At 66.6% G+C, this 15,769-nt stretch carries 16 protein-coding genes; 7 read left to right on the top strand and 9 right to left on the bottom strand.

Going from position 1 to position 15,769, the window contains the following annotated elements; all coding sequences use genetic code 11:
• Positions 1-32 precede the first annotated feature (32 nt).
• Positions 33-890, bottom strand: coding sequence for a peptidylprolyl isomerase (locus tag D575_RS0102795; protein ID WP_018144391.1), 858 nt, complete (start codon positions 888-890; stop codon positions 33-35).
• Entirely contained in the window at positions 890-1,186 is a 297-nt protein-coding gene (locus D575_RS0102790; protein ID WP_018144390.1) for a YciI family protein, read from the bottom strand. Before D575_RS0102790 ends, D575_RS0102795 begins: the two co-directional genes overlap by 1 nt.
• Before the next feature lie 412 nt (positions 1,187-1,598).
• Here D575_RS0102790 and D575_RS0102785 point away from each other — a divergent pair, with 412 nt between their 5' ends.
• The 5 genes from D575_RS0102785 to scpB are packed head-to-tail and all read left to right on the top strand — an operon-like array spanning position 1,599 to position 6,516.
• Positions 1,599-2,213, top strand: coding sequence for an L-threonylcarbamoyladenylate synthase (locus D575_RS0102785; RefSeq protein WP_018144389.1), 615 nt, complete (start codon positions 1,599-1,601; stop codon positions 2,211-2,213).
• Between the two features lie 50 nt (positions 2,214-2,263).
• Positions 2,264-3,631, top strand: a complete 1,368-nt coding sequence (locus D575_RS0102780; RefSeq protein WP_018144388.1) for a DUF945 family protein — start codon at positions 2,264-2,266, stop codon at positions 3,629-3,631.
• A gap of 57 nt (positions 3,632-3,688) precedes the next feature.
• Positions 3,689-4,909 carry a tryptophan--tRNA ligase gene (locus D575_RS0102775; RefSeq protein ID WP_018144387.1) on the top strand — a complete coding sequence of 407 codons (1,221 nt, stop codon included), beginning with the start codon at positions 3,689-3,691 and terminating at the stop codon, positions 4,907-4,909.
• A gap of 15 nt (positions 4,910-4,924) precedes the next feature.
• Positions 4,925-5,794, top strand: coding sequence for a ScpA family protein (locus tag D575_RS0102770; protein ID WP_018144386.1), 870 nt, complete (start codon positions 4,925-4,927; stop codon positions 5,792-5,794).
• Positions 5,791-6,516 (top strand): SMC-Scp complex subunit ScpB, encoded by a 726-nt coding sequence (scpB, locus tag D575_RS0102765; protein ID WP_018144385.1) that lies wholly within the window; start codon positions 5,791-5,793, stop codon positions 6,514-6,516. Before D575_RS0102770 ends, scpB begins: the two co-directional genes overlap by 4 nt.
• Before the next feature lie 2 nt (positions 6,517-6,518).
• Here scpB and D575_RS0102760 read toward each other — a convergent pair whose 3' ends face one another.
• Positions 6,519-7,328 (bottom strand): FKBP-type peptidyl-prolyl cis-trans isomerase, encoded by an 810-nt coding sequence (locus D575_RS0102760; RefSeq protein WP_018144384.1) that lies wholly within the window; start codon positions 7,326-7,328, stop codon positions 6,519-6,521.
• Between the two features lie 257 nt (positions 7,329-7,585).
• Here D575_RS0102760 and D575_RS0102755 point away from each other — a divergent pair, with 257 nt between their 5' ends.
• Both D575_RS0102755 and D575_RS0102750 read left to right on the top strand, forming a co-directional pair.
• On the top strand, positions 7,586-8,917 hold the full coding sequence (locus D575_RS0102755) for a sulfite oxidase (RefSeq protein WP_018144383.1): 1,332 nt from the start codon (positions 7,586-7,588) through the stop codon (positions 8,915-8,917).
• Between the two features lie 9 nt (positions 8,918-8,926).
• Positions 8,927-9,253 (top strand): hypothetical protein, encoded by a 327-nt coding sequence (locus D575_RS0102750; protein ID WP_018144382.1) that lies wholly within the window; start codon positions 8,927-8,929, stop codon positions 9,251-9,253.
• Between the two features lie 102 nt (positions 9,254-9,355).
• On the opposite strand, the gene rlmKL is transcribed toward D575_RS0102750, so the two are convergent.
• From rlmKL to D575_RS0102720, 6 genes are all read right to left on the bottom strand, one after another.
• Positions 9,356-11,578 (bottom strand): bifunctional 23S rRNA (guanine(2069)-N(7))-methyltransferase RlmK/23S rRNA (guanine(2445)-N(2))-methyltransferase RlmL, encoded by a 2,223-nt coding sequence (gene rlmKL / locus D575_RS0102745; protein ID WP_018144381.1) that lies wholly within the window; start codon positions 11,576-11,578, stop codon positions 9,356-9,358.
• 82 nt (positions 11,579-11,660) lie between these two features.
• The gene (locus tag D575_RS0102740; RefSeq protein WP_018144380.1) at positions 11,661-12,446 is read right to left on the bottom strand and encodes an ABC transporter permease; all 786 of its coding nucleotides are present in this window, start codon (positions 12,444-12,446) and stop codon (positions 11,661-11,663) included.
• A 4-nt stretch (positions 12,447-12,450) separates the two neighbouring features.
• Positions 12,451-13,356: an ABC transporter ATP-binding protein gene (locus tag D575_RS0102735; protein WP_018144379.1), complete on the bottom strand. Its 906-nt coding sequence runs from the start codon at positions 13,354-13,356 to the stop codon at positions 12,451-12,453.
• 135 nt (positions 13,357-13,491) lie between these two features.
• Positions 13,492-13,938: a DsrE family protein gene (locus D575_RS0102730; protein WP_018144378.1), complete on the bottom strand. Its 447-nt coding sequence runs from the start codon at positions 13,936-13,938 to the stop codon at positions 13,492-13,494.
• Positions 13,939-14,236: 298 nt separating this feature from the next.
• Positions 14,237-14,683: a DsrE family protein gene (locus D575_RS0102725; protein WP_018144377.1), complete on the bottom strand. Its 447-nt coding sequence runs from the start codon at positions 14,681-14,683 to the stop codon at positions 14,237-14,239.
• Positions 14,684-14,875: 192 nt separating this feature from the next.
• Positions 14,876-15,739, bottom strand: a complete 864-nt coding sequence (locus tag D575_RS0102720) for a DMT family transporter (protein WP_018144376.1) — start codon at positions 15,737-15,739, stop codon at positions 14,876-14,878.
• Positions 15,740-15,769: the final 30 nt, after the last annotated feature.

Raw genomic sequence — 15,769 nt, 5'->3', positions numbered from 1 at the left:
GGCGTACCCTTTGGGGGCACAGCGTTCCGGTCTTATTGGTTGGCGGGCCGGGTCGGGATCTCGACATCGGCAGCCTCGCGCAGCGCCTCCAGATACTCCTGGATGGCACGGCTTTCGAGGATCTCGATCAGCTCGGCGCGCACGTCTTCCAGTTCCGGGACCGGGGTATCGCGGGTTTCCTCCAGGCGGATGATGTGCCAGCCGAAGCGGCTCCCGACCGGTTCCGCGGTGGTCTCGCCCGGTTCCAGCGCCATGGCCGCCTCGCTGAACGCGGGGACCATCTGTTCCGGGGCGAACCAGCCGAGTTCGCCACCGCGGGCTGCCGAGCCCGGATCGGTGGAATGGGCCTCGGCCAGTTCGGCAAAGTCCGCGTCGGCTTCCAGCTCTTCGAGCAGTTCGCGGGCGCGTTCCTCCTCTTCCACCAGGATGTGCCGCGCGCGATATTCCGTACCGCGGATCTGCTCGATCTGGCGGTCGTACTCCGCCTCGAGGTCCGCCTGGGTGATGTCGAGCTCTGCGGTGATGCGTTCCATCAGCAGCGAAGCCAGCAGGTTCGTTTCGACCATGCGCAGGATGCGCCGGGTCTCGGCATCGGTATCCAGCCCGCGGGCGACCGCCTCCTGACGCAGTAGCTCAAGGCTGATGACTTCCTCCAGCGTGCCGTCGCTCGCGGCCGGGCCGGGATCCTCGTCCATGCCGGCGTAGGCGAACAGGTCGGCGCGGGTGATCGCTTCACCGTTGACGATAGCGACGGTATCGGCGTCCCCGGTATCCGTGGTGACGTCGTCACCGGTGAACTCCGGCGTGGCTTGGTCCTGCGTGTCGCAGGCGGCGAGCAGCCCGGCGAGCGCCAGGGCGCTCAGGGCTGTAGTCAGGATGCGCCGCTTCATCAAAACACCTGCTTGAACGGGCGTACGTCGACCGTGGTGTACACGCCGGCCGCCACGTAGGGGTCGGCGTCGGCCCATTCGCGCGCGGCCTCCAGCGAGGGAAACTCCGCGACGATCAGGCTGCCGGTGAAGCCGGCCGGGCCCGGGTCGTTGCTGTCGATGGCGGGGCAGGGGCCGGCCAGGATCAGCCGGCCGTCGTCGCGCAGGGCCTGCAGCCGGGCGACGTGTTCCGGGCGCGCGGCCAGGCGCGCATCCAGCGAATCGGGGGCATCCTCGCCCTGGATCATGTACAGCATCGGCATTCTCCTCGGTAAGGGCATCATTCTAACGATGTCGGCGGGCGGATGCCGTTAAGGAGACGCTGATTGAATCGCGCGCTCGCGTTGGTGCCCCCTGTTTTCCGAGACAAGGCGCGTCGAGCAGCGGGTAGTGGTTCTACCCGCAAGCGGCGCAACGCAGGATCGGGGAACAGGGGGCACCAACCCCACAAACCATTCAAAGCAGGGGCTCGGCCGCTTTTGCGCGCGCACGGCGTTGCGGCTCCCTTGTGCAGAGTGACTGCACGGCAGTCACCGCGCCTTGTTCGCACGCAAAAGCGACTCGAGCGCGAGGGCGCGATTCAATCAGCGTCTCCTTAAGGGCTCGTTCTTATGGGCGCGCCGGTGGATGCGCTACACTGCGCGGCCGATCACCGCACCGACTTGTCCCATGATCTCGATCCACCCCGATAATCCCCAGCCCCGGCTGATACGGCAGGTCCTGGACCAGCTGCAGGAGGGGGCCGTCATCGCCCTGCCGACGGATGCCTGCTATGCGCTGGCCTGCCTGCCGGGCGACAAGACCGGGGCGGATCGCATTCGCCGCATCCGTCAGGTGGACGAGACCCATCACCTGACGCTGTTGTGCCGCGATCTCTCGGAACTGGGCGTCTACGCGAAGGTGGACAACACCGCCTTTCGCCTGATGAAGGCCCTGACCCCGGGGGCTTACACGTTCATTCTGCCCGCCACCCGCGAGGTCCCGCGGCGGCTGCAGCACCCGAAGCGCCGTACGATCGGCATGCGCGTGCCGGCGAGCCCGATTGTCTCGGCGCTGCTGGAAGAGCTGGGGTCGCCGCTGATGTCCGCGACCCTGCAACTCCCTGGGGATGAAGTCCCGTTGAGCGAGCCCTGGGAGATCGAGGAGCGCCTGGGCAAGGTGGTGGATCTGGTGATTGACGGCGGCGCCGGGACCCTGGAGGCCACCAGCGTGGTGGATCTAACCGGCGACGCGCCCGAGGTGATGCGGCATGGCCTGGGCGACGTGGGATTTCTGGATGAATAGCCCCGGCCGACGGCGGGGATCACGGCGCGGCACGGCCGCAGGGAGGCGCAATGCGTAAGTGGGTGGTTCTTGCGGTGGTGGTGCTGGCAGTGGCGGCCATCTGGCCGGTGGTGGTCGGCACACAGGTCGAGGGTACCGTCGCCGAGACACACGAGGCTCAGCTTGGCGAGGTGTATCTGCGTCACGAGATGCTCGAATACGAGCGCGGCTACCTGGCCGCCAGCGGTCGCAGTCGGCTGATCCTGGAGGATGCCGACGGGCGCTTCGAGATCCCCCTGGTACACGCTGTGCGCCATGGCCTGCTGGGGGCGCGCGGCGATTCCTTCGTGGATCTGGATACCCTGGCCGCCGCGGACGACTCGCTGCTCGCCCACCTGTTGCGCTCGCTGGATCTGCAGGTGCATTCGCGCTCGGGGATCGGCGGTGGCGTGACCACCCGCATTGCGTTCGACGATCTGCGCATGGACCTGATGAGCGTGCCCGAGGTGGCCGAACACGCCGCTACGGTGGGCGGTCCGCTGTGGCTGGATCTTGCGGCGGGCCAGGGGCGCTTCGCCTGGTCGTCCGAGCAGATCCTGGTGAGCCTGGACCTGCCGGAAACGAGATTGTCCGATGACAGCTTCTCGTGGGAGGCGCGCGAGGCGCGTTATGCCACGGTTTTCGAGGCCGATGCCGACGGGGTCTTCGGGCGGCTGCCGGACTACGAAGGCGGCCTGGCGGCGGCCGTGATCGAATTGCGTGAGGGCGAGGCGACCCGCCTTCACCTGGAGCGCCCCCGCCTCGACGCCTTCCAGCATACGAACAACGACCGCATGGATTCGCGCCTGCGGCTGCAGGTCGATCACGCCCGGGTGGATGACGGCGCGGGGGATGCCCTGACGCTGACGGCCCTGGACCTGCAGGCGGGGATCCTGCGCTGGGACCGTCCCAGCATGCTGCAGTTTCTGGCCGAGCTGGAAGCGGTCGACGCGCGTGGCATCGAGGGCGAGCAGCGCAATGCCCTGATCGGCTCGGCCATGATCGATGCCCTGGGCGGCATGATTGAGCACCAGCCGGCGATCCAGTTGCGGGCGTCGCTGAACGACGAGCCGCCCCGGCAGGTCGCGCTGGACGCCGAGCTCGGCCTGCATGGTACGCAGCAAAGTCTGACGACCCGCCCGCTGGAGACCCTGCGGCTGGACAGCGATCTGCGACTCGGGCTGGAATGGGTAGCCGAATTCGACGCCGCGTATCCCGATATCGATCTGGACGCGCAGTTGCATGCCCTGGCTGCGGATGGCTGGGTTCGTCGCGATGCCGAGGCCGGCTACTGGCACGGCACGCTGGCAATGGCGGACGGCCGCGTGCGCATCAACGATGTGGATCGCACGGCGATGCTGCTGGCCATGCTGTTCGCCTTGTCCGGCGGCATGTTCTGAGACGACTGACCGGGCGTGGACGCGCCCGTTTTATTCTGAGAGGAAGGGATAGATTCCGTGAGCAGTAACCAGGGTACCAACCAGCGCGTGATCTCCGGCATGCGCCCCACCGGGCGCCTGCATCTGGGCCACTACCACGGTGTGCTGAAGAACTGGATCGAGTTGCAGCACAACTACGAGTGCTTCTTCTTCGTCGCCGACTGGCATGCGCTGACCACCCATTACGAGGATCCGGGTGACCTGCAGCAGCACGTGACCGAGATGGTCATCGACTGGCTGGCGGCCGGAGTGAGCCCGGGTTCCGCTACGCTGTTCGTGCAGTCGCGCGTGCCGGAGCACGCCGAGTTGCATCTGTTGTTGTCGATGATTACCCCGCTCGGCTGGCTGGAGCGGGTGCCGACCTACAAGGATCAGCAGGAGCAGCTGCGCGAGAAGGACCTGGCGACCTACGGATTCCTCGGCTATCCGGTGCTGCAGAGCGCCGACGTGCTGGCCTACCGCGCCGGCATGGTCCCGGTGGGCGAGGACCAGGTATCGCACCTGGAGGTCACGCGCGAGATCGCACGGCGCTTCAATCACCTCTACGGCCGCGAGCCCGGCTTTGCCGAGAAGGCCGAGGCGGCCGCCGACAAGATGGGCAAGAAGGCCGCCAAGCGCTACCGCGACCTGCGCAAGCGGTTCCAGGAGCAGGGCGAAGAAGAGTCCCTGGAGGTTGCCCGGGCCATGCTCGATTCGCAGCAGAACATCTCGTTGGGGGATCGCGAGCGCCTGTTCGGCTACCTCGAGGGTGGCGGCAAGATCATCCTGCCGGAGCCGCAGCCGCGCCTGACCCCGGCCTCGAAGATGCCGGGCCTGGACGGACGCAAGATGTCCAAGAGCTACGGCAACACCATCAGCCTGCGCACCGAGCCGGCCGAGGTGGAGAGCCTGATCCGTACCATGCCGACGGACCCCGCGCGGGTGCGGCGCACCGATCCGGGGGATCCGGAAAAGTGCCCGGTATGGGATCTGCACAAGGTCTACACCGACGCGAGCCAGCGCGAGGAGCTGCACGCCGGCTGCACCACGGCGGGCATCGGCTGCCTCGACTGCAAGCGCCCGCTGATCGAGGCGGTGCAGGCCGAGCTGGAACCCATCCAGCAACGCGCGAAGGAATACGCCGAGGATCCGGCGCTGGTGCGCTCCATCATCGTCGAGGGCTCCGAGGCCGCCCGCGAAGAGGCCCGCGAGACCCTGGAAGAGGTGCGCCGGGCCATGGGCCTGGACTACCTGCGATGAGCCAGAGTCTGAGGCATGGACCCGTACGCTGACTCGAGCGACGACCTCGAGCGCCCCGCGACCGTCGAGACCGGCGCGCACGGGGAGGTGCTTTATCGTGTGCATGGCGAGCCGGTGGCGGAACTGCCGGCCGATCTCTATATCCCGCCCGACGCCCTGGAGGTCTTTCTCGACTCCTTCGAGGGGCCGCTGGATCTGTTGCTGTACCTGATCCGTCGCCAGAACCTCGACATCCTGTCGATCCCCATCGCCGAGATCACTCGGCAGTACATGGGCTATATCGAGGTAATGCAGGCCCTGCGCCTGGAGTTGGCGGGGGAGTATCTGGTGATGGCCGCCCTGCTGGCCGAGATCAAGTCGCGCATGCTCCTGCCGCGGCCGAAGGAGGCCGAGGCAGACGAGGATGCGGACCCGCGCATGGCGCTGATCCGGCAGCTGCAGGAATACGAACAATTCAAGATCGCCGCCGAACGAGTGGATGCCCTCCCGCGCATGGATCGCGATGTGTTCGCCGCCGGCGCCAGCGTCGAGGCGCTCGAGGGCCCGCCGCCGCCCGGGCCGACGCTGGACGAGCTCATGGAGGCGCTGGCGGCGGTGATGCACCGCGCCAGTCTGATGGCGCACCATCATGTCTCCACCGAGCAGCTGTCGGTGCGCGAACGCATGTCGAACATCCTCGACAGCCTGCATCCCGAACGCTTCACCGATTTCGTGGCTCTGCTTCTGGCTACCGAGGGGCGCCAGGGCGTCGTGGTGTCGTTCCTGGCGGTGCTGGAGCTGACCAAGGCGGGCCTGATCGAGTGGGGCCAGAGCGAACCCTACAGCCCTATCCGGTTGCGCCGGCGTGGGGCGCCCGTGGGAGACGAAGGGGGAGAGCCGGCGTGAGCGAAACCACTGTATCGGACGTGCAGGTGTCTGCCGCCGCCGTTGATGACGAGCAGTTGCGGGCCGTCGAGCTGGCGGTGGAGGCCGTGCTGTTTGCGGCCGCGGAACCGGTGGGGTCGCGCGACCTGAAGGCTGCCTGCGAGGACCTCGGCGAGATCGATCAGGCCTTGCTGGAACGGGCGCTTGGTCGTCTGCAGGAACGCTATAACGATCGCGCGATCGAGCTGGTGCGCTCCGCTGGCGGGTATAGGTTCCGCGTGCGTTCGCGCTTCTCCGCGACCGTGCAGGCCGCCCAGCCCGAGCGCCCGGCGCGGCTGTCACGGGCCCTGCTGGAGACGCTGGCGATCATCGCCTATCGCCAGCCGGTCACCCGCGCCGAGATCGAGGCTGTGCGCGGGGTAGCGGTCAGTACCGGGATCATGCGCACGCTGCAGGAACGCGAGTGGGTACGGGTGGTAGGGCACAAGGAGGTGCCGGGCCGCCCCGCGCTGTACGCGACCACCCGTAGCTTCCTCGACGACCTGGGTCTGCAGCGCCTCGAAGAGCTGCCGCCGCTCGATCAGATCCGCGACCTGGCGGATGTGGCCTCCGACGCGGGCCTTAGCCTGTCGCCACCGGACGCGAAAGAAGACGCTGGTCCGGGCACGAACCAGCGTCTCGATTTCGATGACGGGGATGCCGATCCGGATCCGGAGCCGGCACCCCCGACGCACTCACTCTGAGATCAGCACTGGGCCGTTTCGGCGGTCTTGGGGCAGTCGTGCTGTACCAGGCGATCGTCGTCCAGCCATTCCATGATCCCGTCGGTCACGTTGTAGACGTTCTCGTAGCCAAGGCCGTCGGCCAAAGCGCGGGCGAGGGCGCCGGTGCGGTTGCCCACGCGGCAGATCAGCACGACTTCCTCGTCCGGCTTGACCAGGTTGGTGAACTGCTCGCCAAAGGTCGGGTTGAGCTCGCCATTCTCGTCGAAGGCGGTAATGCGGTAGCTGCCCTCGATCACGCCGGTCTCCGCCCATTCGTCCGGGCGGCGGATGTCGACGATGGTTGCGCCCTCGCGGATCTTCTCGGCCAGGCCTTCGTTGTCCAGCCCGCTAAACGGTGCGCGTTCGACGTCGAGGATCTCGACCTCGAAGCGCAGGGTCGCGTTGGACGGGATGATGTTGCCGGCCCCGCGTTCGCCATAGCCGAGTTCCGGCGGGATGACGATCTCGCGCTTGCCGCCTTCGCGCATGCCCATCACGCCCTGTTCGAAGCCCGGGATCACCTGACCCGCGCCCAGCGTGAGCGCAAATGGCGCGCCGGACTCGCGGCTGGAATCGAACACGCTCCCGTCTTCTTCCAGCGTCCCGGTGTAATGCAGGATGGCCGTGTCATGCCGCACGATCCCGGGCCCTTCGCCGGCTTCGATTTCGTGGATCTCGATGGATGCCGCGGGCTCCGCACTGGCAATGCCGCCTGCGAGCAACGAGCCGATCAGCGCCACTGTAAATATAATAAAACCGGAATATGCGGAATGACAAAAAGTGATCTTCATTGTGTAGCTTCCGTTTATATTAAAAAAGGTTAATAAAAGCTTGTGATCAGCAAGTTGCGAGATCCAATGGGGCCCTATTCTACACCGCATATCGATGATCGAATACAGGCGTTATGTAGAAGTTTCTGGATCTTGTAAAAAATCCCCATTTTTTATTGCAGGCTTTGAAGGCGTTTGCTACAACTCCAAGTGGCTGTCCCAGGGAGAGAGGGGCAGTACATGAGATTTTGTTCCGAGAACAAGCCGGAGGCAGGCAAATGACTGACCACAAGAACGATGGTTCCGAGATGGACCGCAAGTCCGAAGAAGAAACCCGGGAGACCGAACAGCTGACCGAGACGGGCGCCGCCCGTCGCGGTTTCCTGGGTCGCCTGGGCAAGGGCGGTGCCGCCCTGGCCGTGATGGGTCTGGGCGCGGAAACCGCCATGCAGACCATGTTCAACCGCAGCACCCTGTCCAGCGCCGTGGCCGCCGGTATCGATGGATTCAGCGTCGAGGGCAAGGTGGATGGCTTCATCTACTTGAACGATCGCCCGATCAACGGCGAGCTGCCGCCGCACCTGCTGCACGACGAAGTCACCCCGTTCCCCAACATGTTTATTCGCAACAACGGCGTCCCGCCGGCGAAGGACGGCATTGATCCCTCGGAGTGGACCCTGACCGTGAGCGGCGAGGCGGCCAATCGCGAGGTGACCTACTCGATCGACGAGCTGAAGAACAAGTTCGAAAACGTCGAAATGCAGATCTGGATCGAGTGCGGTGGCAACGGCCGTGCCGCCTTCGAACCGTCCCCGCGCGGGAACCAGTGGGATCTGGGTGCCATCGGCTGCCCGACCTGGACGGGCGTGCGCCTGCGTGACGTGCTGGAAGATGTCGGCTACGACGAGGACAAGGCCGTCTACATCGGTTACCAGGCGGGTGATGCCCACCTGAGCGGCCGCGACGACCTCGATGCAATCTCCCGTGGCTGCCCCATGCGCAAGGCGGTGGAAGACGAGACCCTGATCGTCTGGGCGATGAACGGCGAGGACATCCCCGAGCAGCACGGCTATCCGCTGCGCCTGATCACGCCGGGATTCCCGGGCTCCGCGAGCGGCAAGTGGCTGCAGGGCATCCTGATTCGCGACCGCGAGCACGATGGGGCCAAGATGACGGGGCAGAGCTACCGCGTGCCTGCCTACCCGGTCGAGGCCGGAGCCGAGGTCCCGGAAGAAGACATGGTGATCCTCGAGGAGATGCCGGTGAAATCCCTCATCACCTCTCCGGAGACCGGCGTTCGTGTTTCTCAGGGCGACGGCCTGAAGGTCCAGGGCAAGGCCTGGGACGGCTGGGGTGATGTCGAGGAATTGCATGTGTCCATCGACCATGGGCAGACGTGGCAGGAGGCCGATCTCAAGCGGCCGGTCAACAAGTTTGCCTGGCAGCTGTGGGAGGCCGACATCGAGTTCCCGACCACCGGTTTCTACCAGGTCTGGGCGGTGGCGACGAACAGCAAGGGCGAGCGCCAGCCGATGGTGCTTCCTGGCTGGAACCCGCGGGGTTACGGCAACAACAAGGCCCACCACATCGATGTCCACGTAGAAGCCTGAGGAGCTGAAATGAAGTCGAAGAGGGTCCTGCTGCTGCCGGCCATCCTCGGCCTCCTCTGGGTGGTGCCCGCGACTGCGGGCGACCACGTCGAGGCCGCCGAGGAATACGAGACCGATTCGGAAACCGGACTGATCAAGGCGCCGGGGTTCGATACCGTCAAGAACAACTGCACGGTTTGTCACTCGGCCCGGTTGTTCACGAGTCGTGGATACACCCGCAAGATCTGGCTGGAACAGATCCGCTGGATGCAGGACACGCAGGGGCTCTGGGAGTTTTCCCCCGAAGTGGAGGAAGAGATCCTGGACTACCTGGAAACCTTCTACCCACCGAATTGATCGTGACACGGTGAAGACAAAACGCCCCGGGTTTTCCCGGGGCGTTTTTGTGTGTGTGCCCTGTGCAGGGCTGGGCGACGTTGCCCTCGGCGCCCCGCCTCTTTATTCGCGGCCTTCGTGCGTGATGGCCCAGCAGCGATGGGGCGGGGGCGGGCGGCGGTAGTCTTCGTCCAGCGTCTCGCGGGTGATGTCGCGGGCCTCGAGTCCGGTCAGGGCCTCGTGGTCCAGTTCGAAGCGGCGGCGGTTGGTGGAGAAGTAGAGCACCCCATCCGGGGTGAGTAGGCGCGCGGCCAGGAGGATCAGGTGGGCATGGTCGCGCTGCACCTCGAAGTCGTCCTCGGTGCGCTTGGAGTTGGAGAAGGTGGGCGGGTCCAGGAAGATCCGCTCGAACACCATGCCAGGCGTGTCGCTGGCCCCTTCCAGCCAGTGGATCACGTCCTCGCGCAGGAGGGCGTGGGTGCCGGGCTGGCGACGGCTGCGGCCATCGCGGATCTCGGCCTCCAGGCCGTTGGCGCGGAAGTTGTCCTCGGCCCACTCCAGGTAGGTGTTGGACAGATCGACTGATACGGTCTGGCGTGCGCCGCCCACCGCGGCATGCACGCTGACCGCGGCGGTGTAGCAGAACAGGTTCAGCAGGCGCAGGCCGCGGCATTCCTGTTGCAGGCGCAGTCGCATCGGCCGGTGGTCCAGGAACAGCCCGCTGTCGAGGTAGGCATCCAGGTCGACCCACAGGCGGCAGCCGTGCTCGTGCACCGGAAACGGAGCGGGCTGGGCGGTCTCCGCGCGCTGGTACTGCGAGCGTCCCTTCTGTGCCCGGCGCTGCTTGTAATGCAGGTGGGCGGGCTCGACGCCGGTAACCTCCAGCATCGCGGCCAGTGCGCCGCGCAGACGCGCCTCGGCGCGTGCGGGATCGACGCTGGCGGGCGCGGCAAACTCCTGCACATGCAGGTGAACCGTGCCGTCCTCGGCCTCGTAGCGGTCGATCTGCAGGGGGTATTCGGCCAGATCCGTGTCGTAGATGCGATAGCAGGTGATCTCCTGGCGCCGCGCCCAGCGAGCCAGGTGACGCAGGTTCTTCTGCAGGCGGTTGGCGAAATCTGGCGCCGGGGCCGCGGCCGGCTCGTCGCGCCGATGGATCTCGAACTGCAGCAGGTGGCAGGCAAGGGTGCCGTTGTAGAAGCGGTGCTTGTGGCTGGCGCGCAGGCCCAGGCGTTGCGAGTCGGTGGTGTCCGCCACCAGCAGGGCGACATGCCAGCCGCCGAAGGCGCTGCGCAGGCGCTCGCCCAGCAGGCTGTAGAGCTTGATCAGTTCCGGGGTGTTGCCGATGCGCTCGCCGTAGGGCGGGTTGCTGACCAGCATGCCGTGGTCGGCCGGGGGCTCCAGGGCCAGGGCATCGGCCTGTTCGAAGCGCGTGCAGTCGCGCACGCCGGCGGCCTGGGCCGCCTTGCGGGCGGCGGCCACCGCCCCCCGGTCGCGGTCGCTGCCCAGCAGCGGCGGGCCCTGCCAGGGGCGCACCGCGTCACGCGCCTTGGCCACGCAGCGGTCCCAGAGTCCGGCGTCGTGGCCGGACCAGCCGTGGGGGCGGAAATCCTCGCGCAGCAGGCCGGGGGCGGTATGGGTGGCCATCAGGGCGGCCTCGATCACGAGGGTGCCGCTGCCGCAGAAGGGGTCGAGGAACTGCGCGTCGGGATGGGTCTCCAGGTGTTCCGGCCAGCCGGCACGCATCAGCAGCGCGGCGGCGAGGTTCTCCCGCAGCGGGGCCTCGCCGCCGCTGCCGCGATAGCCGCGACGGTGCAGGCCCCCGTTGCCGAGGTCCAGGCTGATCTGGGCCTGTCGGCCCTGCAGTTGCAGCAGCACGCGCACGTCCGGATCGGCGGCGTCCACGTCGGGGCGTTCGCCGGTGGCGTCGCGGAAGGCGTCGGCGATGCCATCCTTCACGCGCACCCCGGCGAAATGGGTATGCCCGATGTGCGAACTCTTGCCGGTTACGTCCACCGCAAAGGTGGTGTCGAGTCCGAACAGGGCGGGCCAGTCCAGGGCCCGGCTGGCGACGTAGCAGGCATCGCCGTCGGGTTCGTCGAAGCGTACCAGCGGCAGCAGGATGCGGCTGGCCACGCGGCTGCCGAGCAGGCAGCGGTACAGCGTGGCGAGATCCGCGTGAAAGTGGATGCCGGCGCGGTCTTCGCGCAGGTCCAGGGCCCCGAAACCCTCCAGCTCGCGCGCGACCAGCGGGGCGAGTCCGCCGGCGGCCGTGGCCAGGTATTCGCGGTGGTCGGCCGTCGGGTCGAAGGGGGCAATCGGTTCGCCGGAGGGAGACTCGGTCATCGTGGGCTCGGGCTGGCTGGGAAGCCCGACATTCTGGCACAACCGGGTGCCGTGCCGGAGCGGGACTGGGGACTCGCGGCGTTCAGCGCAGCAGGCGCCGGCGGATCAGGTAGGTGGCCAGGATGATGGCGCTCCCGCCGTAGGCGGTGATCACGGCCAGGTGCGGCAGCCAGGCCGCGGGCCAGGTGCCGGTCATCAGCGGACGCACGATCTCCAGTACATGCGCCAGTGGTAGTGCCAGGGCCAGGCCCTGCACCCAGCCGGGCAGTTCGGTCAGCGGAAAGAACACCCCGGACAGCAGCAACATCGGCGTGACGGCCAGGGTGAAGTAGTAGAGGAAGAAGTCGTAGCTGCGCGCCAGGGCGGTAATCACCAGGGCCAGCGCGCCGAAGGTGAACGCGGCGAGGAAGATCACCGGCAGCGCGAGCAGGGCGCGGGCATCGGCGACCAGCCCCAGCACGCTGGCGACGATCAGGATGGTAATGGCGCTGATCAGGCCCTTGGTCGCGGCCCAGACGGCCTCGGCGAAGACGATGTCGTCCAGCGTGAGCGGGGTGGCAAGCATGCCCAGCCAGGTGTTCTGTTCCGCCATGCGGGTGTAGGCGGAATACATGCCCTCGAAGCTCGCGGTGAACATCGCGGACGAGCAGATGATGCCGGAGGCAATGAAGACCATGTAGCGCATGCCGTCGAGATCGCCCACCAGGCTGCCGAAGCCGTAGCCAAAGGCCAGCAGATACAGGATCGGCTCGCCGAAATTGCCCAGCATCGACGGCACGATCAGCTTGCGCCAGACCAGCAGGTTGCGCCGCCAGACGGCGACGAAGCGCAGGCTGGGGCGGGGCAGGATGGGGTGGCCGCCGGACATGGGCTCAGTCCCTCAGCTCGTGGCCGGTGAGCTTGAGGAAGACGTCTTCCAGGTCCGCCTCGCGCAGGGTGGGCTCGTGGCCGAGCGCGCGGAGGCGCTCGCGCAGCCGGTCCGGCTCCGCGGTATAGACCAGCCAGGTGTCGGCGACCTGGTGGGCCCGGTCCTTCGGGCCCAGCTCGCGCTGCAGGACCTCCCCGGCGTCCGTGCCGCCGACCGTCAGGACCCAGGGCTCGATATGCTCGGCGATCAGACGGCTCGGGGCCTCACAGGCGATGATGCGGCCGTGGTCGATGATCGCGATGCGGTCGCACAGTTCCTCGGCTTCTTCCATGTAGTGAGTGGTCAGCACGAGGGTGACGCCCGAGGCGCGCAGCGCCCGAAGCTGGCGCCACAGATGATGCCGGGCCTGCGGGTCGAGACCGGTGGTGGGCTCGTCCAGCACTACCACCTCGGGTTCGTTGATCAGCGCACGGGCCAGGGTCAGGCGCCGCTTCATTCCGCCGGACAGGGCATTGATGCGCGCGCCGCGCTTGTCGTTCAGGTTGACCTGCGCCAGCAGCCGGTCGATGCGCGACTCCACCTCCGGCCCGGACAGGCCGAAGTAGGCGGCGTAGGTGCGCATGTTCTCGATCACCGTGAAGTCGGGGTCGAGGGTGTCGAACTGCGGCACGATGCCCAGGCGTTCGCGGACCGCGCGCTCGCCCTCGGGCATCGGCAGGCCGAGGACCTCGACCTGCCCGCCATCGATCGGCGTCATCCCCAGCAGCATGCGCAGGGTGGTGGTCTTGCCGGCCCCGTTGGGCCCCAGCAGGCCGAAGAATTCGCCGGGGGCGATTTCGAGGTCCACGCCGTCCACGACCGCAACGCCGTCGTACGCCTTGTACAGCTGCTGAATGGAGATGGCGGACACGGCGGGACTCGTGGCGGATGGAGAATGCATACCATACCGATTCGCGGCGGCACCCCCAATGTCCCCCTGTGATGCCATGAAAAAGGCCCGGATCTCGCGATCCGGGCCGATCTTTCGGCACATTTTCGGAATCTGTTAGGGCCGGCTGTAGGTAAAGCCCTGGTGCTGCAGCCAGGAGATGTGGGCCACGCCGCTCGGGATTACGTCATCCTCGGAGGCGTCGAAGAGTTCTTCGAGGGCGATATTGCGTCCGCGCAGGGTGTTCGCACAGACCTGGAACTCCACGTTCTGCATCTTCAGGTTCTCGATGCGGCCGCGCAGGTTTTCGTTGGTGTTGGCGGTTTGCAGCAGCCCGAGGCCGTCCCCGTGCATCACCACCTTGATCTCCATGTTGTCGGCGCCCACGGCGTTGATATGGTTCTGGATGTTGCCCATCGCGGCCATGTAGCGCCGCTCGTCATCGTAGTTCACGTGGTAGATCACTTTGTGCGTGCCATAGTCGAAGTCGCTCGCGGCCGCCAGGCCGGGGATGCCGAGCACCATGGCGAGCAGGGCGGGAAAGAGCAGTTTCATTGCGTTCATTGCACAGGTTCCTTCTGAAACAACAACGAACCCGGGCGGGTTGCGGTACGCCACGGGGCCTTGCGCCGGGGTTGGCGCGCTGTGACCGGGGGCTTCGCAGGGAAGGCGGTCAACAGGTATGAATAAGACGCCCTGCGCACGCGCCTATTCCCGTCTGCAGCGCCACAAAAAGGGTCATGTGCCGTGTGGGGCGGGTTTACGAGTGGAGTCTAGTTGCACAAAGAAAAGGGCCCGGGAAGACCCGGGCCCGAAGCGACGACCGGGAGATGGCGGTCGCCGGGTGCTTGCTGCAGGGGTATTACGGACGCACGTAGGTGTAGCCCTGCTGCTGCAGGTGCGACAGGTGGGCCACGCCGCTCGGGATGATGTCGTCCTCGGAGGCGTCGTAGAGGTCGTTAGCAATGTCGATGTTCCGCCCAACGACGGTGTTGTTGCACACCTGGAAGTCCACGTCCTGCATCTTCAGCTGATCGACGAAGGCCTTCAGGTCCTCGTTCGATTTGGCGTGCTGCAGCAGGCTGAGCCCGTTGCCGTGCATCACGACCTTGATGCTCATGCGGTCGGCGCCCACGGCGTTGATGTGGTTCTGGATGTTCCGCATCGCGCCGATCTGCCGCTGTTCGTTGTCGTGGTTCACGTGATAGACGACTTTCTGCTCGGAATAGTAGCTATCCGCGAGGGCGGTACCCGGCAGGGCGAATACGGCGGCGGCCATGGCCAGCGGAAGGATGAAGCGTTTGTTCATGATCGGGCTCCTGCGTTTGTTCCCGTGTTTTGTTTTCGATACGCCCGGGGCGTATGCCGCGTTGCAATCAGAGACCGGATCCAGGCGGCGTCCATGCCTCTGGTGTCCGGTTATGGGTAAGACGGGAACCGTTGGCGATTATTCCGATCAAATACAAGATAAGCATTTGATATAAAGTCGAAAATTAGAATATTAGGGTGAGCTTTTTTGGTGCATGCCCCAGGTTGCATGCACGGCCAGGGTGAGCAGGACCAAGCCGCCGGCCAGTAGCGTGAGGGTGCCGGGGGCCTCGGCCAGGAACAGCCAGACCCAGAGGGTGCCGAACACCGCCTCCAGCACCAGGAACAGGGCCACCTCGCCGGCCGGCAGAAAGCGGGTCGACAGGGCGATCAGGGTCAGCGCCAGGGGGAGCTGGAGGAGGCCCATGATCGCCAGGACCGCGAGGCTGTCGAGCCCGACCGCGAGTGGCGTCGCCAGCGGCCATGCGATCAGCGCGGCCAGCATCCCGCCCGCCGCGATCACGGCCAGCCGGTCCACTCGGGGCGAGCGGCGCAGCAGGGTCAGGTTGATGCCGACCACCAAGGCCGCCAGCAGCGCCAGGGCGTCGCCCAGCCAGCCCCCGGCCTCCAGCGAGCCGGCCAACACCCCGACGATCCCGCCGATACAGATCAGCATGGCGATCCAGGTCCGCAGCGGCACCCATTCGCGCAGCAGCAGTCCGGAGAACACGGCCGCGAACAGCGGCGAGGCCGCCAGGATGACCACCACGTTGGCGACCGTGGTGTGCAGGATGCCGAGCACGAACAGGATGGTGGTCGCCGCGAACCCGGCCGCGACCCAGCCGGCATCGCGCCCGCCCAGTCGCAGGTGGGTCCAGGCCCAGCGCCCGTCGAGGATACGCAGCAGCAGGGTCAGGGCGAGGGCCATCAGCAACCCGCGCCAGAAGACGATATCCATGCCCTGGGTGTCGGCCAGGCGCACCAGCAGTCCGTCGAAGCTGAGTGCCATCACGCCGGTGAAGGCGAGCAGGGAGCCGTGCAGGTGTTCGCGTTGCATGATCCGGTTCACCCTCCATGTGCCGCTTTT

This window comes from Thioalkalivibrio sp. AKL6, assembly GCF_000376905.1.
GTDB lineage: Bacteria > Pseudomonadota > Gammaproteobacteria > Ectothiorhodospirales > Ectothiorhodospiraceae > Thioalkalivibrio > Thioalkalivibrio versutus.
This window is presented reverse-complemented; position numbering and strand designations above follow the sequence as displayed.